The organism is Streptomyces poonensis, from assembly GCF_014650915.1.
GTDB lineage: Bacteria > Actinomycetota > Actinomycetes > Streptomycetales > Streptomycetaceae > Streptomyces > Streptomyces poonensis.
The window spans coordinates 22,146-43,340 of sequence record NZ_BMVW01000002.1 but is presented as its reverse complement, the minus strand read 5'-3'; the positions used below and the strand labels follow the sequence as shown (position 1 = coordinate 43,340).

The window sequence follows — 21,195 nt, the reverse complement described above, 5'->3', positions numbered from 1 at the left end:
TTGCAGCAGCCAAGCCGGCATCGGCCGCACGCGTGCCGTACAAGCCCGGGCGTGAACGGTGATGCAGGTCACGGCAACACGCTGTCCGATCGGTCAGAACTGACCGATCGGACAGTTATGGTGGGGGCATGGCACGCTCCGCCTCCGCCCTGCGCGGTCAGATCCTGGAGTCGGCACTGCGGCTGTTCGCCGTGCACGGCTTCCGCGGTACCTCGTTGCAGGACATCGCCTCCGACGCGGGCTGCTCGAAGGCGTCGCTCCTCTACCACTTCGCCGGCAAGGAGAAGATCCTCACCGAGCTGCTGACCCCGGCCCGGGACGCCCTTGCCACGCTGCTCGACCGGGTGGCCGGGCTGGCGGGCGGCCGGCTGGTGGAGGAGGCCGTCACCGGGTACGTCGACCTGGCGCTGCGGTACCGCCGCGAGATCCGGCTGCTCTTCGAGGACATCGCCGAGATGTCCTGCCACCAGGACCTGGGCGTCCTGGAGTTGGCGGACGGGCTGCTGGACGCGCTGGCCGGCCGCTCGCAACAGGCACCGGCCCGGGTGGCCGCGTGGATGGTGCTGGGCGCCGTCTTCATCACCAGCGCCACCGATGACGAGGTGGCGCCGGACGAGGTGCTGCGTGCCGAAATGATCCGCAGTGCGCTGCGGACGCTTGACCACACCCCCAGCTGATCCCTCACAGGAAAGACCCTTCCTCCATGGCGACCTTGCTGTACCGGCTCGGCCGGTTCTCCTTCCGCAGAAGAGGCCGAATAGCCGCGGTCTGGCTGCTCCTGCTGGTCCTGCTGGGTGTCGGCGCCGCCACCCTGATGGGCCCGACCAGCGACAAGTTCTCCATGCCGGGCACCGAGTCCCAGCAGGCGCTGGACGACCTCGAACGGCAGTTCCCGCAGGCGGGCGGAGCCACCGGCACCATCGTCGTCGCCGCACCCGAGGGCGAGAAGCTGGACCCCGCCGCGGTGGCACCCGTGGTGAAGGAAGCCTCCGGGATCGATGGCGTCACCGCCGCCGTGGACCCGTTCCAGGCCGGCTCCGTCTCCCAGGACGGCCGCTACGCCCTGGTCCAGGTCCAGTTCGACAAGGCCGCCGACGAGGTCACCGACGAGGCGAAGTCGGCGTACGAGGCCGTCGGCTCCGACATCGACGGGCTCCGGGTCGAGCACGGCGGCGAGGTCATGGGCGGTGAGGTGGAGGTCGGCTCCACCGAGGCGCTCGGCGTCCTGGTCGCCGCGGTGGTCCTGGTCATCACCTTCGGCTCGCTGGTCGCCGCCGGCATGACCCTGCTGAACGCGCTGATCGGCGTCGCGGTCGGCATGGCCGGCCTCTTCTCCCTGACCAGTGTCATCGAGCTGACCTCCACCGCGCCGATCCTGGCGCTGATGCTGGGCCTGGCCGTCGGCATCGACTACTCGCTCTTCATCACCTCCCGCTACCGCCAGTACCTCGCCGAGGGCCTCCGGCCCGAGGAGGCCGCCGGCCGCGCGACCGGCACCGCCGGCTCCGCCGTCGTCTTCGCCGGTGCCACCGTCGTCATCGCCCTGGCCGGCCTCTCCGTCGTCGGCATCCCGTTCCTGAGCGTGATGGGCCTGGCCGCGGCGGGCACCGTCGCCGTCGCCGTGCTGGTCGCCCTCACCCTGCTGCCGGCCTTCCTCTCCTTCGCCGGGAGGAGGATCCTGCCGCGCAAGCAGCGCCGCGCGGACGGGGACACCGCCGCGAACGGCGCCGTGGCCGAGGGCTTCGGCTTCACCTGGGGCCGGCTCGTCACCAAGCTGCGCGTCCCGTTCCTGGTCGTCGGCATCCTCGGGCTGGGCGCGCTCACCCTCCCGGCGCAGGACATGCGCCTGGCCCTGCCGGACGCGGGCACCGCCGCCGAGGGATCCCCCGCTCGCGAGGCGTACGACCTGACCTCCGAGGGCTTCGGCGAGGGCTTCAACGGCCGTCTCATCGCCGTCGTCAACGCTGAGGACGCGGAATCCACCAAGTCGGCCACCAGGCTGGCCGCCAACGTCATCCAGGACACCGACGGCATCCTGACCGTCGCCCCGGCACAGCTCAACGAGCAGGGCACCACCGCCCTGCTGACCATCATCCCCGAGGCCGGCCCGACCGCCGCCGCCACCGAGGACGCCGTCCACGCCATCCGCGACCGGGTCGCGGAGATCGAGTTCGCCGACATCGCCCTCACCGGCGCGACCGCCCTCGGCATCGACGTCTCGGAGAAGCTCTCCGACGCCCTGCCGGTCTATCTGCTCCTGGTGGTGGGCCTGTCCGTCCTGCTGCTGATGCTGGTCTTCCGGTCGGTCCTGGTACCGCTGAAGGCGGCCCTGGGCTTCCTGCTCACCGTGGGCGCGACCTTCGGCATCACCGTCGGCATCTTCCAGGAGGGCCACCTCGCCGGCCTGGTGGGCGTCGACACCCCCGGTCCGCTGGTGAGCTTCCTGCCGATCCTGCTCATCGGCATCCTGTTCGGCCTCGCCATGGACTACGAGGTCTTCCTCGTCTCCCGCATGCGCGAGGACTTCGTCCACGGCGCGGACCCGCAGGCGGCCATGGTCAGCGGCATGGGCCACAACGCCCGCGTCGTCACGGCCGCCGCGCTCATCATGACGTCCGTGTTCGGGGGCTTCGTGCTGATGGACGACCCGATCATCAAGTCCATCGGGTTCGCCCTCGCCGTCGGCGTGGTCATCGACGCCTTCGTCGTCCGCATGACGCTGGTCCCGGCGGTGATGTCACTGCTCGGCCGTGCCGCCTGGTGGCTGCCGAAGCCCGTCGACAAGGCCCTGCCCGACCTCGACATCGAGGGCGAGAAACTGAACCGGCAGCTGGCCGCGGAGACGCGCAGCGAGGAGCCCGTCTCGGTCTGACCCGTGCGCCGGTCGGACGGACCGCGACTCCGGGAGGACGGTACCCGTACAGCGGTCCCGTCCTCCCGGAGTCAGGTGTCAGCGGGTCAGCTGACGGCCATAACCGCCGTGTTGTTGCCGGCGTCCGGGTCGAAGGTGAACTCGCCGAAGTCGGGGTGGATGCTGACGGCACCGGTCGTACCGGGCACCACGGTGTCGATCCGCAGCGAGAAGTCGTACGAACGCTCCGTGTCCTCCAGCACCCAGTACGGCAGGTCGCAGTCGTAGCGCGGGGCGCCCGTCTGCCGCGGGCAGCAGCCGCCGGAGAGGGTGCGCGGAGCACAGCCGGACGGGACGCCGGTGACCGTGGTGCCCGCGGGGACGATCAGCCGGACGTTGGCGACCGGGTCCCCGGAGCCAAGGTTGCCGAGCCAGCCCGGGCCGTTGTTCCTGAACGTGAGCCGGGCCGTGACCGTCTCGCCCTGCGCACCGGAGACCGTGTCGCCCGTCACCGAGAAGTCCGCGGTGTTGTCGGTGCCGATCTCCAGCGCCACGTAGTTCTCTCCGGAGTCGAGGTCCTCGACGCCGCCGCCCGGCTCGACGCTGATGTCGAGCCGTTCGTTCAGCGCGTGTCCGGCGAGCCGCGCCGTCAGGGGCGCGGGCAGCTCGAAGGAGTCGCCCGGAGCCAGCACCTGGTCGAAGGAACAGGTGGCGTACTTCATCGGCGCGTACTCGTCACCGCTCGACTGCCACGCGGTGGCCGGTCGGGAAGACGCGCCGGGATCTCCGGGCCCGCACGTTGGACGATCGAGGAACGGTGAAGGCCGTACGGGGCGTGGCGGCGTCCGCACGCACGGCGCGACCGGGTACCGGCCTGATGGGCTCCGGCGACGCCGGGCGCGGACGTCACAGCGCGGTGAAGAGGGTGCCGCGTTCGCGCAGCCGGGTGAGCGCCAGGTCCAGCGCCTGCACCGTGCGGGACCGGTCGCCGCCGCCGTCATGACAGAGGACGATGTCGCCCGGGCGGGCCCGCGCCACCCGCTGGGCGATACGGTCCGCGGGCGGCTCCCGCCAGTCCTTGGGATCGACCGTCCAGTCCACGGGCGTCAGTCCGTGGTGGCGCGAGGCCGCCAGCACGGAACGCGACCACCCTCCGGCCGGAGCCCTGAACAGAGTTGGCCTGACGCCGGTCTCGCCGGTCACCACCCGCTGGGTCTCGCCCATCTCCCGGGCGACGGCCGCCGCCGGCAGCGCGGCGAACGGCTGGACGTGCGAGTAGGAGTGGTTGCCCAGGTGATGGCCGTCCGCCAGGACACGCCGCAGCAGTTCGGGGTGTTGCCGGGCGCGCTCGCCGACCACGAAGAACGTGGCCCGTACCCCTTGGGCGGCGAGCACGTCGAGCAGGGCCGGGGTCCACGTGGGATCGGGACCGTCGTCGACGGTGAGAGCGACGGGCGCCGCCACGTCCCACGGCTCACCGGCGCCGACGGGCGTTCCCGGCTCCCTGCCGGGGACCGCCCTCACGACCGCGTCCGCGCGCGGCACACGGAACACCGGGCCGTGCGCGAGGAGCGGCCCCCGCCCGTCGCGGCCGGCCTTCCCGGTGCGCAGCGCCTCGGCGCGGCGGACGATGCTCCACGCCACCTGCGAGCTCAGGGCGCGCAGGGCCGCGGCGCGCGTGTCACGCGCCACTGGACACCTCCTTGGCGGCCCCGGCCCCGGCCCCGGCCACGCCCCCGGCCGCAGCACGGTCGCGGCCGTTCCGCGCCCACCGGACGGCGAGCAGGGCCGCGCCCGCGCCGACGATCTCCGTTACCGTGCAGCACACCCGGCTGGCCAGGGCCGCCGCTCCGGCCTGCGCCCAGGGCAGATCGGCCGTCAGGACCACCATCAGGACGACCTCGCGTACGCCCGCGCCGCCGGGGACCACCAGGGCGGCCGCTCCCGCCGCCGCGGCCAGGGCGAACCCCCCCACGCACAGCGCGAGGGAGCCCGCCACGGGCGCCCCGAGCACCACCGCGATCATCCACAGGTGCGCACCGCCCACGAGCCAGGACAGCACTTCCCAGACGATCGCACGGCGCAGGTCGCCGTCCGCGACCCGCAGGTCCGGTGCGGGTCGGCGCAGCAGCCGGGCCGCCCGGCCGGCCGCCCGTACGACGACGCCCGGCCTCCGCAGCAGTGCCGCCAGGGCGACGGCCACCGGCAGCAGCCACCACGCGCCGTCGCCCATCACGCGCGGGGCCGCCAGGGCGCCCACCACCGCGGCGGTCAGCAGCACCACCACGGAGTTGAGGACGTAGGCCGTGACCATGCGCTGCGCGGTGACTCCGTGGCGGCGCCCGAGATGCACCCCGGCCAAGGCGCTCCAGAAAGGGCCGGGCAGGTACTTCCCGAGGACCGTCGCGCCGAAGATCTGGAACGTGGGCCCCCAGGGCAGCGGGCTCCCCAGACCGGTGACCGTACTGCGCCAGGAGGCCATGCTGAGGGCCAGCCCCGCCAGGTTGACCAGTGCCGAGCCGACCAGCCAGGGGGCGGCGCCGTCACGGGCGAGCAGTTCCCCGATGACGGGACCGCTGCCCCCGAGGGCCCGCCACATCCCGTACCCGGCACCGCCGATCAGCGCCGCCGCCAGGAGGGGCCGGAGCAGCGCGGTCCAGCCGCGCCTGCGCGCCGGCGTTCCACCATCATCGTCCGGGGCATCGCGGGGGATGACGGGCGCATCCCTGGCGTCCCGCACGGGTTCGGTGGTGTTGCGCACGGCTCCGGTCATCCCGTTCGTCCTTCCAGCGCGTCGGGCCCGCCGACGCCCACGCCGGCACCGGACCCCGCCGGGAGGTCCGCGCCGTGAGGAGGGCGGCCGGCGACCCTGCCGAAGTCGCGGTCGAACCTGCTGCGCAGCCAGCCCGTGCCGGCGCCGAGCGCGATCTGCAGGTTGACCAGCAGATGCAGGGCGACGAACAGCGGCAGGAAGCCGAGCCCCCGCCGGCGCCGTACGAAGCGCAGCAGGGACGGGTCGGCGCAGGCGAACGCCAGGACCCCGAGTACGGGAAGCACGGCGAGGGGCGCGGCGACGACGGTGGCCGGCACGGTGACGACGGTGAACGTGGCCGCAGCCACCCCCGCCATGCTGTTCGCCCGCAGCGCTCCGGGACGGCGGCGGTGAGCGGCGGCGAACGGCAGCAGGTACTGGGCCCGCCGGAACTGCTCACGCAGCATCGGACCGAGCCGGTGCTCCTCGTCGTGGGCGGCGACCACCCGGTCGGTGAGCAGGATGCGGTACCGGGCGGAGAGCCGTTCGCTGTACTCCACGTCCTCGCTGTCGCGCAGCGCGGGGTGGAAGGGACCGATTTCCTCGAAGACCCGGCGGGGCACGGCCGCCGCGGCGAAGAACGCGGTGGGGGTCGGGCCCACTCCCTTCAGCCGCCAGTGATGGGCGTGCAGGGTGCGGTACCACTCGACCGGCCCGTGGTCCACCAGGGGTTCGGGGGCGATGATGCCGTGCACACAGCCGAGCTCCGGGTCGGACCGCAGCAGCCGTACGGCGTTCTCCAGCGAGTCGGACGACAGGGCCTGGTCGGAGTCGAGGAAGAACAGGATGTCGCCCCGCGCGGCGGCGGCCCCGGCGTTGCGGGCGGCGGAGACACCGCGGTTGGTGTCGGCGCGCACGACCCGGCAGCCGAAGCGCTCCGCGACGGCGACGGAGCCGTCGGTGCTCGCGTCGTCCGACACGATGATCTCGAACGGCCGGAGGGTCTGCCGGTGCAGGGAGGCCAGACACAGCTCCAGCGTCTCGGCGTAGTTGTAGTTGGGGATGACGACGGACACCCGGACGGGCGCGCCGCCGGCATCGCTCACGCCGTCGCCGGGAACGGCTGCCGCCGCGGGGTCGGGGCCGGTGCCGGAGCCGGTCACAGGGACACCTCCAGGATCTGTGCTCGGTGATCGGACAGGCTGTTCATGGCGTCGAGGCGGTAGCTGTCGACGGTGACCGGTCCGGTGGAGAACGCCCAGTCCAGCCGCCACAGCCCGAGCACCGGGACGAGTTCGTTCCAGGTACGGGGATAGAGACCGCCGCCGCTGTCCGCCGCGTCGCGCAGGGTGGCGCGCAGTTCGTCCATCTCTCCCATCACGGGGCTGCTGTTGAAGTCCCCCGCGATCACGGCGGCGGCACCGCGCCCGCGCTGCTCGCGCAACTCCGCCTCGAGCCCTTCGAACTGTGCTGTCCGGCTCCGCTGCCGCTCCCGCAGCATGCCGAAGAACGAGGGGGAGACGAGGTGCGGTCCGGGGTCGATCTGCACGGGGATGTGGACGTTGTACAGGGACAGGGGACGGCCGTTCACCCGGATGTCGACGCGGAGCGTCTTCACCGCGCGGTACACCTCCAGCCACGGCGCGTCGGGCCGGCCGGCGACCGCGCTGCCCGGGCCCACCAGCTCGTGTCCGGTCACCGGGAACCGGGACAGCGTGATCAACTCGCCCCGGGAGACGACGTGGTAGTCGGGGAACTCGCGGCGGATACGCTCCAGGTCGTCGACCGGCCTCAGGTTCTCCTGCCGGTGGTCGATCCCGTGCACGTACTCCTGGAGCAGGTAGACGTCCGCCCGCTGGGCCCGCAGCGTCGCCCAGAACCGGTCGGTGTCGACGTCCTGACCCCACCAGGTGGTGTTCCAGGAGACGATGCGCAGGTCACCGGTGGCGGACGAGGCCTGGTGGGTCAGCGCGGAAAGCCGTACCCCGTTACGGGGCCAGCTCACCGCCGCCGAGAGCACGGCCAGGCAGCACACCAGGAGCAGCGCCGTACCGCGCGGGCGGCGCCCCGGCACCGTACGTCCGCGGCGCACGGAGCGAGCGACGGGACCGGAGGCCGATGTGCCGGCGCCGGCCGGGAGGTCGCCGCCGGACGTGCCGGAACCCTCCCCGGTCCCGGTCCCGTTCCCGTCCGCGACCGGGACACCGGCTCCCCCGGTACGCCTCCTCCGCCGCAGCGCCAGGGCACAGGCCGCCGCGATCAGCAGCACCGGCACCAGCAGGAAGGCGACGGGCGGCAGCAGATCGGGCACCAGCATGACCCACCACCGGCCGCTGATCAGCCGCTGCAGCACCGTGTAACAGGCCCACAGCACGGCCAGGGTCACCAGGACGCGGACCGCGCGTCCCTGCCGGACGCGGACCCGGACCGTACGGGACCGTTCACCGCCGTCCGGGCCGGGTCGCTCCAGGACGGTGTCCCGGGGAGCCGGCCCGTGGAAGACGGTCACAGGGCGGCCGCGGTGGACGGGACCGCGTGGTCGCGGTCGTACAGCCTGCGGAACGACGGGGAGAGCAGCCAGTGCACCGTGCCGAAGGCCACTCCCGCCACCACGGTGAGGTTGAAGGCCAGTTGGACGCCGACGAAGGCGGGCATGAACAGCGGTCCGCGCCGGGCGGCGACGAAACGGTACATGCCGAAGTCGAGACCGATGACGGCGCCGAACAGCAGGGCCGGCAGCGCCCACCAGACCGGCCCCAGCACGACCGGTACCGCCGGCGACACCACCGCCAGCGCCGACGCGAGGCTCGCCCAGGAGCGGGAAGCCGTCTCGAAGCCCTTGGCGAACCGCTTGCGGCGGGCGTAGAGCGGGACGCGCAGCCGCCCCCGGGTGAAGATCTTCCGCACCAGCGGCCACATCTCGTGGTCGTCGTCGTGCGCGCCCCGGACGGCCGGGGTGAGCAGCAGGTCGTAGCGCTGGCTGAGCCGCTGCCCGTAGTCGACCTCCTCGGTCTGCCGCAGATTCGGGTTGAACGGGCCGATCTCCTCGAAGACCTCCACGCGCATGGCGCACATGGCGGAGATCAGGAAGCTCACCGTGCCCTCGGAACTGGTCCGCCAGTAGTACGCCTGGAGGCAGCGGCACTCCTCGACGAGGCTGTCCCGGATCAGCGGCTCGGGCTCGTACATGCCGCACACCGCGCCGATGCCCGGGTTGTCCCGCAGCAGTTCGACGGCGGCCCGGACGGCGCCGGGACTCAGCGCCACGTCCGAGTCGAGGAAGAAGAGGACGCTGCCGCGGGCCCGGGCGGCCCCGGTGTTCCGGGCGACGGCGACACCGCTGTTGGTGCCGGTGCTCACCACGGTCACACCGTGGGACCGCGCGATGTCCTCGGAGCCGTCCGTGCTGCAGTCGTCGACGACGATGATCTCCAGGTTCGGGTAGTCCTGGTCCTTGGCGGACTGGATGCACAGGCCCAGGGAGCGCCCATAGTTGTAGTTGGGGATGATCAGGGAGACCAGTGGTTCTTGCATGGATGTCCTTCTCTCTGAACTCTCGTGGTGCGTGCCGCCGACTACGAGGAGGCCTCGCGGCCGTCCGGGCACAGCCGAAGGCGGTCGGGGCAGGGGGACACACGCGAAGTGCCGGTTGCGCGCGGAAGGAGCGGCGGAGGCTCCGGCCCGGTCGGCGCGGCGGCGGGTGGTGCCGCTCGTGAGGGGCTCGTCGTACGGGCCTCAGGACAGCAGCGTGAAGACGCCGGCCCACACGATGCCGCAGCCGACCATCAGCCGGTCCCGGAACAGCGTGCGCACCGGGTCGGCGCCGCCGCCGCCCACGAGCAGCAACTGCAGATAGCGGAAGACGGCGAACACCGAGGTGCCCAGCGTCAGGAAGACGAGAGCCGTGGCCTCGGGGCTCTCGTCGGGAGCGGCCGTCAGGAAGATCCCGAGGGTCACCGCGGACAAGGTGGCGCTGACCAGGGTGAGGTAGTCGATGAACTGCACCGAATACCCGCGGAGCGCCGGCCGGTGCTCGCCGCCGACATCGAGGAGCTCCCTGCGGCGCTTGCCGAGCGCCAGCAGCAGACAGCCGGTCAGTACCGTCAGCAGCAGCCAGGACGACGGTCCGGCGCCCAGCGCCAGATAGCCCTGGACGGCGCGCAGGACGAAGCCCACGGCGACCACGAAGGCGTCGACGAGCGACACGTGCTTCAGCCGGTAGCTGTAGGCCAGGTTGAGCGCCAGATACACCAGCACCGGCCAGGCCCGTTCCAGGGAGGCCAGCGCGACGCCCGCCGCGAGGGCGGCGCAGACCACGGCCAGGTAGGTCCATGCCGCACCCGGGGCCAGTTCACCGGAGGCCAGCGGGCGGTGACTCTTGGCGGGGTTGAGGCGGTCGCGCTCCCGGTCGAGGAGGTCGTTGAGCACATAGACGGCTATCGAGGCCAGGGTGAACAGGGCCGTGGCCCACAGCACCGCGAGCGCCGTCTGTGCCGTACCCCGGTGCAGGATCACCGCCGGCAGGGCGATGACCACCGGGTTCTTCGCCCACTGGTAGGGCCGTGACAGGCGCAGCAGCGCACGGGGGACGCGCAGCACGCGGCGCAGGGGGCCGGAGGGCGGTCGCGCCACCGGGGGAGCGCTGTGCGCGGCAGGCACCGGGAGAACCACGGAGGGGGCGGACGCCGTGACGGCGGGGGCGCCGGGAACGGGCACGTCGGGAACAGGGATGCCGACGGGTACGGACGAGGCGGGGGCGGAGGACGAAGGGAGGGGGGACGCCGTGGAGTTGACGCCGGGCATGACTCTCCTCGGAAACCGTTGTGAGGGGCGGGACGTGCGCGGATGCTGTCGAGCCGGTCTCGCAACGGTTCAGAGGACCGCCTTCGCCAGTCTGAGTGCTCCCTGACTCCAGGGATCGCGACTGGTCCTGCCGCCCGCTCCGGCACCACCGAGGCGTGACTGTGTCCGCCACCACGTGAAACTGCGCAGGATGGCCTCGCGGTTGGAGTGACGCGGCGTGAAGCCGAGTCGCTCGCGCAGGCGGGTGATGTCCATGTAGGAGTCCATGCGCAGCTTGTGGATGAGCCGCGTGTAGACGGGGGAGAGACGGGCCCGGGCGAGCACCTCCAGGGCCGCCACGGCGGGTCTCATCGGCAGTCCGACGACGCGCTTGCCGTGCCCGGCGGCGTCGAGCACGGTCTGGAAGTCCTCCCGCAGGGTGCCGAACTCCGCGGACCCCACGTTGAACTCCGTGTTGACCGCCTCCGCGGGGGCCTCGGCGGCCAGCAGGACGACGTCGATGAGGTCCTCGACGTCCAGCATCTGGCTGCGTACGCGGCCGTCGCCGAGCACGGGGAAGTGGTGACCCTCGTCGGCCCACTCGAAGAGCATCGCGAAGATGCCGAGACGTCCCGGGCCCAGGAACGTCTTCGGGCGGAGCACGGGGACGACCATGCCGTCGGCGCGGGCCTTCTCCACCAGCTCCTCCGCCCGCGCCTTCGCCGTGCCGTAGGGATCGATCGGCCGGCGGGGGTGGGTCTCCGGCGTCGGCACCTGGGTGGGCAGCCCGTACACGGACCCCGTCGACAGATGGACGACGCGCGGCACGTCCTCGCTCGCCGCCGCGGCGAGCACCGTGCGCGTTCCCCCGACGACGATGGAGTCGATCTGGGCCGAGGGGTAGCTGGGCAGGGCCGAGGCGCTGTGCACCACCAGGTCGGCGCCCCTGACGGTCTGCCGCATCAGGGCGGCGTCGCGGATGTCGCCCGTGACCAGCCGGGCGGCGGGTGAGCCGGTACGGTGCGCCAGATCGAGTCCGACGACCTCGCAGCCGTTCTCGGCCAGCCGCCGCACCAGCGCGGTGCCGAGCATGCCGCTGCTGCCCGTGACCACTACGCGGGTAAGCACGTCGGCACCTCCGTCCTGGTGGCGCGGAGGAGGTGGTGGTTCACACCGTGGCTCACGACGGGGGACGACACCTCCGGCAGCGTCGGTGCGCCGGCCGCGGCAACGCGATGGCACATGACTCCGGCATATGACCACGCCAAGAGCATGCATGTGGAGGAGAACTGTTTCACGCTGATTCCGTTCGTTGCATCGTGCGAAGAGGCCGGTGAGCGCCGGAACGGGGCAGCCGTCGGCGCTGGTGGGCCGTGCAACCGGAACGATGACATGGAGTTAGGTGGCGAGTGAAGGAGCATCGAGATCTGACGAACCGTCAGGGAAAGTATGCGGTCAATGTCGAGCCCCCGTCGGCCGTGCCGAACGGGCGTCGCGTGGGCGACGCGAGGGTGTCAGGTTTGCGTCAAGCGTGGGAGCGCTCCCATGATTTCGTCCGTTTTGATGGACAACGATGTCGGCGCGCTGTGTCGATGCCGACAGGAAGAACGCATGTCAAGACCCTGTGCCGGGCGCGCAAGAAGTGACCGGAACGGGTCTATGTGATCACTGGGGGTGATGGTGGTCTTGTGCGGCAGTGCCGCCGAACCCCTAACGTGCCCTCGCATGAACGCCTTGCAGCGCAGAAAGCTGGGACACAGCGACATCGAGGCCGGAGCACTGGGATTCGGGTGCTGGGCGATCGGTGGTGAGTGGCAGGATCCCGAGGGCAATCCGCTCGGGTGGGGCACGGTCGACGACGACGAGTCCGTCGCCGCGGTGCACCGGGCACTGGACCTCGGCATCACCTTCTTCGACACGGCCGACACCTACGGTGCCGGTCACAGCGAACGTGTCCTCGGACGCGCTCTGCGGGGGCGACGGGACGAGGTCGTCATCGCGACCAAGTGGGGCAACACGTTCGACGAGCACACCCGGACCCTCACGGGCACCGACGACTCGCCCGGCTACGTCCGCCGGGCGCTCACGGCCTCCCTGGCACGTCTCGGCACCGACCACGTGGACCTCTACCAGCTCCACCTGTCCGACACGCCTCTCGACCGGGCCCTCGAACTGCGGGACGCCTGCGAGGAGTTGGTGGGGGAGGGGCTGATACGCGGCTACGCGTGGAGCACGGACGACCCGCGGCGCGCCGCGCTGTTCGCCGACGGCCCGCACTGCGTCGCCGTCCAGCACGCGGCCAACGTGCTGCAGGACGCGCCGGAGATGTTCGGGCTCTGCGCCGACCGGGACCTCACGAGCATCAACCGCAGTCCTCTGGCGATGGGACTGCTGGCCAGGAGGGCGCAGGGAGGCGGCGGACGCGTCGGTGCCGGCGACATCCGCGCCGTGCCCCCGGCCTGGCTCACGTGGTACGGCGAGGGCGGAGTGCCCGCTCCTGTCTGGGCGGAGCGGGTGGCGGCCGTCCGGGAGGTGCTGACCAGTGACGGACGCACGCTGGCCCAGGGCGCACTGGCCTGGCTGTGGGCGCGCAGCCCGCACAGTCTGCCGATCCCCGGTTTCCGCTCGGTGGCCCAGGCCGAGGAGAACGCGGGAGCCCTGACGTACGGGCCGCTCGGTGAGGATGGGATGAAAGAGATCGAGGTGCTGCTGAACGGCTGACGGCCGCGCGCGTCGGATGAGTGGGCCGGCATGGCGGCTCGCGCGCGACGGCGGGCATGCCCTGGCCCGCCAACCCGGTGAACCTTCACGGTCGGAGCACTGGACGGAGGCGCTTCCGAACGGGTACGGAAGCGCCGGCACCCGCGTCCCGCGGCATGAAGTCCCGCCCGGCCGTGGGAGACAGCCGGTTGCTTCTCTTCGGCGCCTCTGGCACCCACCGGCCGTTCTTGGGGCGCCCGGTGCCCGGTGCCCGGTGCCCTGTCACGGGCGGCCGACCGGACGGACGGGGCCTCGATGTGCCCCGTCCGAGCCCGGCCGCCGCTCGTGCGGAACGCGGCCGTTGCGTACCTCGGGGCCGGTAACGCATCAGCTGGGAGCGACACCGGAGTACCGGAGTGGTGACCGGGCGACCTGCTGCGCATGACCGGCGTATTGCGGGTGAGTGACAAGGTTCCACGTGTGACGCAAGTCACCATCGCTATCTCGCCAGAGTGGTGCTTCTGGCCACAGTAATTCTTGACCCGCCGCGAGAGGGAACGCAGACTGACGTCGGTTTAATCATGAAGGTCTCGGAAAGAGGCCTGCCGGAGTGGAAGCGCAATACAGAGGGAGTACCTCGGTCGCATCCCGGATCGAGTGTGCCCATGCTTGCTCTGACCGGAAGCGAGCTGTCTGTCGCACCGCACCGGCGATTCTCCATGCACTGCACATGCACTGTAAATCCATGCCGTCCACCGAACTGCCCGGGTGTGGCGCGCACATACGCTCAGCGCTTCGAAGGACCTGATTGCCCTGCGGTACGCAGCTGTCTGCCACCGCATTCATCACCTGACATGAGATGGCGCCATCGCATGCGGTCAACCGCATGCGATGTCCTACGCGTGCGTGAAGTTCCAGGGGGAACAGTGGCAAGCATCAAGGCGCGGAATCACGACGATCTGGTGCGATTCTACCGGGCGGACGGCGCCGAGAACCCCAGCATTTTCGAAATCTGGGAGGACGGCGGCAGTCGCGACGACTCGGTCACTCCGTCGACCTACAGCTCGGAGTACCGGGACTGGATGTGCGACCGGCTGGTCGCCGAGCTGGAGCGCAACGGAGGCGGCCTGCTCAGCCTGGGCTGCGGAAACGCCGCCGTCGAGGCCCAGGTGGCGGAGCGGGGCTTCCGGGTGCTGGCCGTCGACGCGATGGAGGAGGCCGTGGAACTGGCCCGCAAGAAAGGGCTGGAGGCCCTGTGTGCGGACATTTACGCATGGGAGCCGGACGAGCCGTGGTCGGTCATTTACATCGACGGCGTGCTGGGACATCTGCACGACGAGCAGAACGGCCTGACCCCGGTGCTGCGGCGCATACGTTCCTGGCTGGCGCCGCGCACCGACGCACGTTCCGGCGTCGCCACGCTCGTCGCGTCCAACGACGCACCCAACAACGGCGAAACCTTTCAGAAGGCGCCGCGGGTGAACGGCTTCTACTGGCTCTCGGCCGACTATCTGCGGGACCAGGCTCTGGCGGCCGGATTCGACGACGCGAAGACCGATGAATTCCGCTACCACCGCCCGGTTTCCGGGGAACGGGTCAGAGCCGTCATGAACGGATACGTGGCACGTTGAGCGAGCCGGCGACAATGAGTGGGGCAACGATGAGGAACGGCGCGGAACTGCTCGTCGACGCGCTGGTGCGGCACGGTGTGGACACCGTTTTCGGGTATCCCGGGGACACCAGCATCGCTTTCTACGACGTCCTCGCACGGCGGGCCGACGAAATCCGGCACGTCCTCACCAGGGACGAGCGGCATGCGGGGTTCGCGGCCGACGCGTACACCCGCACCACCCGGAGGATCGGCGTATGTGAGGCGCCCAGCGGTGCGGGAGCGGTCTACCTGGCGAGCGGACTGGCCGAGGCCTTCGCCTCCAGCATCCCGGTGCTGGCGATCACCACGGACAACAACCGGCGCAGCCACGGAACCGCACCGATCAGTGAGGTCGACCAGGAGCAGCTGTTCGCGGCCTGCACGAAGTGGCGCCGCAGCGCCACCCGCACGAGCGACATCCCCGCCCTGGTCGGGGAGGCGATCGCGGCCGCCACACAGGGCCGGCCCGGCCCGGTCGTGCTGATCCTTCCCGAGGACGTCCTGGAAGGGGCACCGGAGGACACGGCCCCTGTGCCGGGGGAGACGGAGCCCGCGCCGGAGGCGGCGGCAGTCACCGTCGTACCCGGCCGCCGCGACGCCGCACCGGCCGAGCCGGTACGGCAGGCCGCCGCACGACTCGCCGCGGCCGAGCGTCCCGTCGTGGTGGCGGGAGGCGGCGCCCATCTCTCCGGGGCGGGTGCCGAACTGGTGCGGCTCGCCGATCACCTGGGCATGCCCGTCGGCACCTCCATCCACGGCAAGGGAATCATCGACGAGGCGCACCCGTTCGCCCTGGGCGTCGTGGGGAGCAACGGGGCCCGGGACTACGCGAACGCCTGGGTCGCGGAGAGCGACCTGGTCCTGTTCGTGGGCACACGGGCCAACGCCACCGACACGCTGGGCTTCACCACGCCCGCCCGCAACGGTCCGGCGATCCTGCACATCGAGACCGACACCGAGCGCGCCGGGCGCAACTACCCGGGCAGCGTCGCCCTCGTCGGGGACGCGACGACGGTGCTCGGACAGCTCCGGGCGCAGGTGCCCGCCGTACCCGACTCCGTCCGCGCCGACCGGGCCCGGCGACTGGCCGCGGCGCGAGCCCGGTGGGCGCGGGACGGTGCGGAGAGCACCGCCGCACTGGCACCCGAAGTCCTCTTCCCCCGTGACCTCGTACGGGTCCTGGGCGACGCGTTCGGGCGGAACACCTGGGTCGTGGCCGACGCGGGCACGCCGACGCCCTACCTGGCGTGCTACTGGGAGGCGCCCGGCGACGGCTGGCGCGTGGTGATTCCCCGCGGCCACGGCCCGCTGGGGTACGCCGTCCCCGCCTCGATCGGCGTCGCCGTCGCCCACCCGGGGGAGCGCGTGCTCTGCCTCACCACGGAGAACAGCGTCGCGATGGCCGTCGGCGAGTGGGAGACCGCGAAACGGCTCGGCCTCCCGGTGACCTATGTGGTGCTCGACAACAGGTCGATGGCGTGGATCAAGATGATCCAGCACCTCTACGCGGGCGGCCGGTACTTCGCGGTCGACCCCGGCCCCCTCGACCCCGTCCAGCTCGGGCTCGGCATGGGACTGTCCGGGGCGCGCGCCCGCTCCCTGGACGAGTTCGCCGACCTGGCCAAGAAGGCCGCCGACCAGGACGGCCCCTCGCTCATCCACGTCGCCGTGCCCGAGCACATGGACGTACCGCCGCCGGTCCCGGTGTGGCAGGCGGCGCTCTCGGGCGAGTCGTCGAGCCGCCCGATCCACTGACCGCACACGTCGACCGCTCAGCGCCGGCAACGGACCGGCACCAGCGGTCGACAACCGACCGACACCAGCAGGAGACATACCCGAAATGGTGAGCAGCACCGGAATCTGGCTGCGCAGCGAGGCCGCGCCGAACGAGCAGCGCACCCCGCTCGTCCCCGGCGACGCGGCCAAACTGTTGGCGGAGGGCATACCCGTCACCGTCGAGGAGTCCGCGCACCGCGCCTTCCCGATCGACGACTACGCCGCGGCGGGCTGCCGTGTGGTCCCCGCCGACACCTGGCCGGACGCACCGCCCACCGAGGTCGTCCTCGGTCTGAAGGAACCCTCGTCGGCCTCGGTGCCGCTGACTCACCGACACGTCTTCTTCGGCCACGCCTACAAGGGCCAGGAGGGCGGCCCGGCGCTGCTGCGGCGCTTCGCCCTGGGCGGCGGCACCCTGCTCGACCTGGAGTACCTGACGGACGAGGCAGGCCGCAGGGTGGTCGCCTTCGGCTTCTGGGCGGGGTACGTGGGTGCCGCGCTGGCGGTGCTGCACCACCGGGGCCGGCTCACGGCGCCGCTGCGCTCGCTCACCCGGCCCGAACTCGACGCCGAACTCCGGGCCGAGCAGGGCGCGGCGAGGGCGCTGGTCATCGGGGCGCTCGGCAGGTCCGGACGCGGCGCGTGCGAGGCGCTCGCCGTGGCCGGCGTACCGACGACCCGGTGGGACGTCGAGGAGACCCGGGACCTCGACCGGGCCGCCCTCCTGGACCACGACCTCCTCGTCAACACGGTGTTCGCCGTCGAACCGGGCACGCCCTTCCTCACCACGGCCGACCTGGAGCGCGACGACCGCACCCTGACGGTGGTCTCCGACGTCACCTGCGACGTGACCTCGGCCTGCAACCGCCTGCCCGTCTACGACCGGGTGACCGACTGGGCCGAGCCGGTCCGCCGCCTCCACCCCGGACCGCCGCGACTGGATCTGATCGCCGTCGACAACCTGCCGTCGCTGCTGCCCAGGGAGTCGAGTACGGCGTTCTCCGCGGGCCTCCTGCCGCATCTTTCCGCTCTCCCCCACGGGGGTGCGATCTGGAGTCGCTGCGCGGAGCACTTCCACCACGCCCGCCCCGCCGCCGAGAAGTGAGGACACATGACTGAACCGACCACCCCGACCGGACGCGTGCACTGGATCGGGACCGGGATGTCCACCGGCAGCGGACTGGGTCTCGTCTGCGAGGGCACGTCGACCGTCCTGTGGGGCCGCACCAGCGAGAAGGCCGAGGCCTGCCTGGCCCGGCTCGGTCTCGAGGGCAAGGCCGAGACCCGCGCGTACGACACCTCCGCGCTGGCCGCCGAGCTCGCCGCCGGCGACATCGTGGTGTCCATGCTCCCGGCGACCATGCACCCCGCGCTGGTGGAGCTCGCGCTGGACAACGACGCGCACTTCGTGTGCTCCAGCTACGTCAGCCCGGGCATCAGAGCGCATGCCGACGCCGCCGCCGAACGCGGCTCGGTACTGCTCACCGAGATCGGGCTCGACCCGGGAATCGACCACCTCCTCGCCCACGAACTGGTCCGCAAGGCCAGGGCGGCGACCGGGGACCGGCCCGCGACGGTGCGCTTCACGTCGTACTGCGGCAGCAACCCCGCCGAGCCCAACGACTTCCGTTACCGGTTCAGCTGGGCGCCCCGAGGAGTGCTGACCGCCCTTCTGACACCCGCCCGCCTGATCGACGGCGGAGCCGAGAAGGAGGTCGCCCGCCCGTGGGAGGCGGTCACGTCGCGGTTCGTCGGCGACGAGTCCTTCGAGGTCTACCCCAACCGGGACAGCGTCCCCTTCCTCGACACCTACGCCTTCCCCGCCCATTGGGACGTGGAGACCTTCGTACGCGGCACGCTGCGCCTGGACGGGTGGAGCGAGGCGTGGAAGCCGGTCTTCGCCGAACTGGCCGAGGTTGGCGACGACCGGATCACCGATCTCGCGGCGGAGCTGGCGGCCCGCCACCCCACCACGGCCACCGACCACGACCGGGTGGTGATGTCGGTGAAGCTGGAGGTACGGACGGACGCCGGGACGGCCTGGAGCGGCGAGTACGTGCTCGACGCCGTGGGTGACGAGCAGGAGAGCGTGACCGCCCGTCTGGTCTCCGTGCCCCTGGCGTGCGGCATCCTCGACGTCGCCGCGGGCCGGACGGCGCCCGGCCTGCACCAGGCCGCCGACAGCCCGGAGACGATCGGGCGGTGGCTGGCGTTCCTGCGCGACCACGGCATCACGACCGCCTTCTCGGCCACCGGAGGAACGGGTGCGTGAGCCGAGTGCCGTGAGCCGTGCGGGGCAGCGGAGGGAACGCGGTGAGTGACGGTACCGTGGCCACGCCGGTGACCCACCTCCGCAGAGGCGTGACGCCGCTGCTCGCCTACGCGGTGCTCACCGCCGCCATGGACGTGTACGCGGGCAACCGTTTCGACGTGGTGAGCCCGGCGAGCATCGCCGCCGTCTCCTTCACGCTCACCATGGTCTTCTTCACCGGGACCGAGGTGCGGCGGCGCGGGCTGTCGCAACTGGGCGTGGTCACCAGGCACCGCCGCGACCTCGTGGCGATCAACATCACGACGGCGCTGACCTGGCTGTCGACGTTCTACGCCCTGGAGTACCTGGAACCGGCGATCGTGAACGTCATCGGTCTCGCCCTCGGCCCCATGGTCATGACCCTCGCCGGTCCGCTGCTCCGGCGACACAGCACCGTCATGGCCACGGAGATCGTGGTCTCGGTGGCCATCGGCGTCCTGCTCACCGCCCTGGTGTGGGGTGCGTTCAGCGGGCGGAGCGGACTCGGGGACCTACCGCCGCGGGACGCCGCGCTCGGTCTGGTCTTCACGCTGATCTGCGCGGCCGGTTCGGCCGTCAACATCATCTACATGAAACGGCTCGACGACGTCGGCTGCGACCCCGGTACCGTGCTCGCCGTCAGGTTCGTCCTGATGAGCGTGGTGGCATGGATCCTGGTGGCGCTGGAGGACGATCCCGACCTGACCGCGGCGCTCCTGCCGGGGGCCGTCGTGGCGGTCATCGGTGTCGGGCTGCCGATCTACGTGCTGCAGATCGGTATCCGCTACACCGAACCGATCACCACGTCCCTGCTGGTGTCCCTGTCACCGCTGTTCGCCATCGCCATGCAGCTCGCCGACGGCCGGCTGCGCTTCTCCCTGTTCACCCTCGGGTGCGTACTCGGTGTGGTCGTCCTCGTGGCCGTGGGGGTGGTGGTCCGGGGCAGGAAGCCGGAGGAACCCGCGGCCGTGGCGGCCGAGCCGACGGCGGGCATGGTGACAGGGCCGCCGGAACCGCACGACCGACCTGCCAGCGACGAGCGCGGAGGATCACGACCATGACCGTTGCCCTTGTGGACGCCTACGGCGCGGGACGGCTCCTGCCCGACGCACTGCGGCTGCGCGGCGTCGACTTCGTCCATGTGCGCTCGCCGTTCCCCGACACACGCCTGGCCTACCGTCCCGAGGACTTCGCGGTGGACATCCAGCACACCGGCGAACTCGCGGACACCGTACGGCAGTTGCGCGAACTGCGGGTGGACTCGGTGGTCGCGGCCGCCGAGTCGGGCGTCCTGCTCGCCGACGAACTCTCCGCGGCCCTCGGCGTTCCGGGCAACGACCTGGAGCTGTCGTCGGCGCGACGCAACAAGTTCGCGATGCAGGAGGCCGTCCGCGCCGCGGGGCTGGCCTCGGCGGCCGGCCTCCGCTCCTCCTCGCTCGGCGACATCACCCGGTGGGCCGTCGGGCAGGACCGGTGGCCGGTCGTCCTGAAGCCGGTGCTGAGCGCGGGTACCGACAACGTGCTCATCTGCCACACCCTCGAGGAGGTGGCCGCCGCCCACGCCCGGATCATGGCCTCGGTCGACCGGTACGGGCAGCCCAACGAGGTGGTGCTCGCCCAGCAGTTCCTCTCCGGCACGGAGCACTACGTGAACAGCGTCAGCCGCGACGGCGTGCACCGCATCGTCGAGGTGTGGCGCTACCACAAGCGGCTCGTGGACGGTCAGTCCGTGTACGACTACGAGGACCTCCTCGCCCTCGACGAACCGGGTGTCCAGGAGATCGTGAGCTACGTCCGCTCGGTGCTCGACGCGCTGGGCGTCCGCAACGGCGCGGGTCACACCGAGGTCATGCTGACCGACACCGGCCCCGTCCTGATCGAGTGCGGAGCGCGACTGGGCGGGGGACAGGTGCCGGAGCTGCTGACCCGGTGCGTGGGCGCCGACCAGGTGAACAGCCTGGCCTACTCGCTCGCGGACCCGGAGAGCTTCGTCGCCGAGGCGGACGCGCCGTACCGGCTCAAGAGCCGTCTGCGGTGCGTGAACCTGATCTCGCCGGGGGAGGGCACCGTCCCGGCAGAGGACGGCTGGGGCGAGATCGAGGCGCTGCCCTCCTTCGCACACCGGGTGATGAACGCGCCGGCCGGCAGCCGCCTGTCACGGACCATCGACATGGCGACCTGCCCCGGAACGGCCTACCTCGTCGCCGATGACCCGGCATCCCTGGAGGCGGACTACCGCACGCTGCGGGACCTGGAACTCGACGGGCTGTACGACGGGTGAGCGGGTGAGCGGGTGAGCGGGCGACCGTGCCGTCTGATGCGACGGCACACCCGCCCTCCGGCGGCGGGGGCGGGGGCGCAGCGGTATCGCCTCCCGCCCTGCCGCCGCCCCG

At 71.8% G+C, this 21,195-nt stretch carries 17 protein-coding genes; 9 read left to right on the top strand and 8 right to left on the bottom strand.

Going from position 1 to position 21,195, the window contains the following annotated elements:
* Positions 1-128 precede the first annotated feature (128 nt).
* The gene (locus tag IE242_RS07165; protein ID WP_189856571.1) at positions 129-677 is read left to right on the top strand and encodes a TetR/AcrR family transcriptional regulator; all 549 of its coding nucleotides are present in this window, start codon (positions 129-131) and stop codon (positions 675-677) included.
* Between the two features lie 26 nt (positions 678-703).
* Positions 704-2,872, top strand: coding sequence for an MMPL family transporter (locus IE242_RS07160; RefSeq protein ID WP_189856569.1), 2,169 nt, complete (start codon positions 704-706; stop codon positions 2,870-2,872).
* An 86-nt stretch (positions 2,873-2,958) separates the two neighbouring features.
* On the opposite strand, the gene IE242_RS07155 is transcribed toward IE242_RS07160, so the two are convergent.
* The 8 genes from IE242_RS07155 to IE242_RS07120 form a co-directional block, all read right to left on the bottom strand.
* Complete coding sequence (locus IE242_RS07155; RefSeq protein ID WP_189856567.1) at positions 2,959-3,573, bottom strand: COG1361 family protein; 615 nt, start codon at positions 3,571-3,573, stop codon at positions 2,959-2,961.
* A gap of 184 nt (positions 3,574-3,757) precedes the next feature.
* On the bottom strand, positions 3,758-4,543 hold the full coding sequence (locus IE242_RS07150; protein ID WP_189856565.1) for a polysaccharide deacetylase family protein: 786 nt from the start codon (positions 4,541-4,543) through the stop codon (positions 3,758-3,760).
* The gene (locus IE242_RS07145) at positions 4,533-5,624 is read right to left on the bottom strand and encodes a lysylphosphatidylglycerol synthase domain-containing protein (protein ID WP_189856563.1); all 1,092 of its coding nucleotides are present in this window, start codon (positions 5,622-5,624) and stop codon (positions 4,533-4,535) included. Before IE242_RS07145 ends, IE242_RS07150 begins: the two co-directional genes overlap by 11 nt.
* The gene (locus tag IE242_RS07140) at positions 5,621-6,766 is read right to left on the bottom strand and encodes a glycosyltransferase family 2 protein (RefSeq protein ID WP_229858386.1); all 1,146 of its coding nucleotides are present in this window, start codon (positions 6,764-6,766) and stop codon (positions 5,621-5,623) included. Before IE242_RS07140 ends, IE242_RS07145 begins: the two co-directional genes overlap by 4 nt.
* Entirely contained in the window at positions 6,763-8,112 is a 1,350-nt protein-coding gene (locus tag IE242_RS07135; protein WP_189856561.1) for an endonuclease/exonuclease/phosphatase family protein, read from the bottom strand. Before IE242_RS07135 ends, IE242_RS07140 begins: the two co-directional genes overlap by 4 nt.
* A complete protein-coding gene (locus tag IE242_RS07130) occupies positions 8,109-9,137 on the bottom strand; it encodes a glycosyltransferase family 2 protein (RefSeq protein WP_189856559.1) in 1,029 nt (342 codons plus the stop codon). Before IE242_RS07130 ends, IE242_RS07135 begins: the two co-directional genes overlap by 4 nt.
* A 201-nt stretch (positions 9,138-9,338) precedes the next feature.
* A complete protein-coding gene (locus IE242_RS07125) occupies positions 9,339-10,406 on the bottom strand; it encodes a UbiA prenyltransferase family protein (protein WP_229858384.1) in 1,068 nt (355 codons plus the stop codon).
* A 69-nt stretch (positions 10,407-10,475) separates the two neighbouring features.
* Positions 10,476-11,513 carry an NAD-dependent epimerase/dehydratase family protein gene (locus IE242_RS07120; RefSeq protein WP_229858381.1) on the bottom strand — a complete coding sequence of 346 codons (1,038 nt, stop codon included), beginning with the start codon at positions 11,511-11,513 and terminating at the stop codon, positions 10,476-10,478.
* A 597-nt stretch (positions 11,514-12,110) separates the two neighbouring features.
* Here IE242_RS07120 and IE242_RS07115 point away from each other — a divergent pair.
* From IE242_RS07115 to IE242_RS07085, 7 genes are all read left to right on the top strand, one after another.
* Positions 12,111-13,106, top strand: a complete 996-nt coding sequence (locus tag IE242_RS07115; RefSeq protein WP_189856554.1) for an aldo/keto reductase — start codon at positions 12,111-12,113, stop codon at positions 13,104-13,106.
* Positions 13,107-13,957: 851 nt separating this feature from the next.
* A complete protein-coding gene (locus IE242_RS07110) occupies positions 13,958-14,716 on the top strand; it encodes a class I SAM-dependent methyltransferase (protein WP_189856552.1) in 759 nt (252 codons plus the stop codon).
* Positions 14,717-14,745: 29 nt separating this feature from the next.
* Complete coding sequence (locus tag IE242_RS07105) at positions 14,746-16,491, top strand: thiamine pyrophosphate-binding protein (protein WP_189856550.1); 1,746 nt, start codon at positions 14,746-14,748, stop codon at positions 16,489-16,491.
* Between the two features lie 88 nt (positions 16,492-16,579).
* Positions 16,580-17,617 (top strand): saccharopine dehydrogenase, encoded by a 1,038-nt coding sequence (locus IE242_RS07100; RefSeq protein ID WP_229858648.1) that lies wholly within the window; start codon positions 16,580-16,582, stop codon positions 17,615-17,617.
* 6 nt (positions 17,618-17,623) lie between these two features.
* A complete protein-coding gene (locus IE242_RS07095) occupies positions 17,624-18,784 on the top strand; it encodes a saccharopine dehydrogenase family protein (RefSeq protein WP_189856545.1) in 1,161 nt (386 codons plus the stop codon).
* Between the two features lie 41 nt (positions 18,785-18,825).
* Entirely contained in the window at positions 18,826-19,863 is a 1,038-nt protein-coding gene (locus tag IE242_RS07090) for a DMT family transporter (RefSeq protein ID WP_229858378.1), read from the top strand.
* Positions 19,860-21,083 (top strand): ATP-grasp domain-containing protein, encoded by a 1,224-nt coding sequence (locus IE242_RS07085; protein WP_189856543.1) that lies wholly within the window; start codon positions 19,860-19,862, stop codon positions 21,081-21,083. Before IE242_RS07090 ends, IE242_RS07085 begins: the two co-directional genes overlap by 4 nt.
* Positions 21,084-21,195: the final 112 nt, after the last annotated feature.

Bases quoted from the DNA above. Each gene is read 5' to 3' on its own strand.
- IE242_RS07165 (WP_189856571.1), top strand. From the start codon at position 129: ATGGCACGCTCCGCCTCCGCCCTGCGCGGTCAGATCCTGGAGTCGGCA.
- IE242_RS07160 (WP_189856569.1), top strand. From the start codon at position 704: ATGGCGACCTTGCTGTACCGGCTCGGCCGGTTCTCCTTCCGCAGAAGA.
- IE242_RS07155 (WP_189856567.1), bottom strand. From the start codon at position 3,573: ATGAAGTACGCCACCTGTTCCTTCGACCAGGTGCTGGCTCCGGGCGAC.
- IE242_RS07145 (WP_189856563.1), bottom strand. From the start codon at position 5,624: ATGACCGGAGCCGTGCGCAACACCACCGAACCCGTGCGGGACGCCAGG.
- IE242_RS07130 (WP_189856559.1), bottom strand. From the start codon at position 9,137: ATGCAAGAACCACTGGTCTCCCTGATCATCCCCAACTACAACTATGGG.
- IE242_RS07125 (WP_229858384.1), bottom strand. From the start codon at position 10,406: ATGCCCGGCGTCAACTCCACGGCGTCCCCCCTCCCTTCGTCCTCCGCC.
- IE242_RS07115 (WP_189856554.1), top strand. From the start codon at position 12,111: ATGAACGCCTTGCAGCGCAGAAAGCTGGGACACAGCGACATCGAGGCC.
- IE242_RS07110 (WP_189856552.1), top strand. From the start codon at position 13,958: ATGCGGTCAACCGCATGCGATGTCCTACGCGTGCGTGAAGTTCCAGGG.
- IE242_RS07105 (WP_189856550.1), top strand. From the start codon at position 14,746: ATGAGGAACGGCGCGGAACTGCTCGTCGACGCGCTGGTGCGGCACGGT.
- IE242_RS07095 (WP_189856545.1), top strand. From the start codon at position 17,624: ATGACTGAACCGACCACCCCGACCGGACGCGTGCACTGGATCGGGACC.
- IE242_RS07085 (WP_189856543.1), top strand. From the start codon at position 19,860: ATGACCGTTGCCCTTGTGGACGCCTACGGCGCGGGACGGCTCCTGCCC.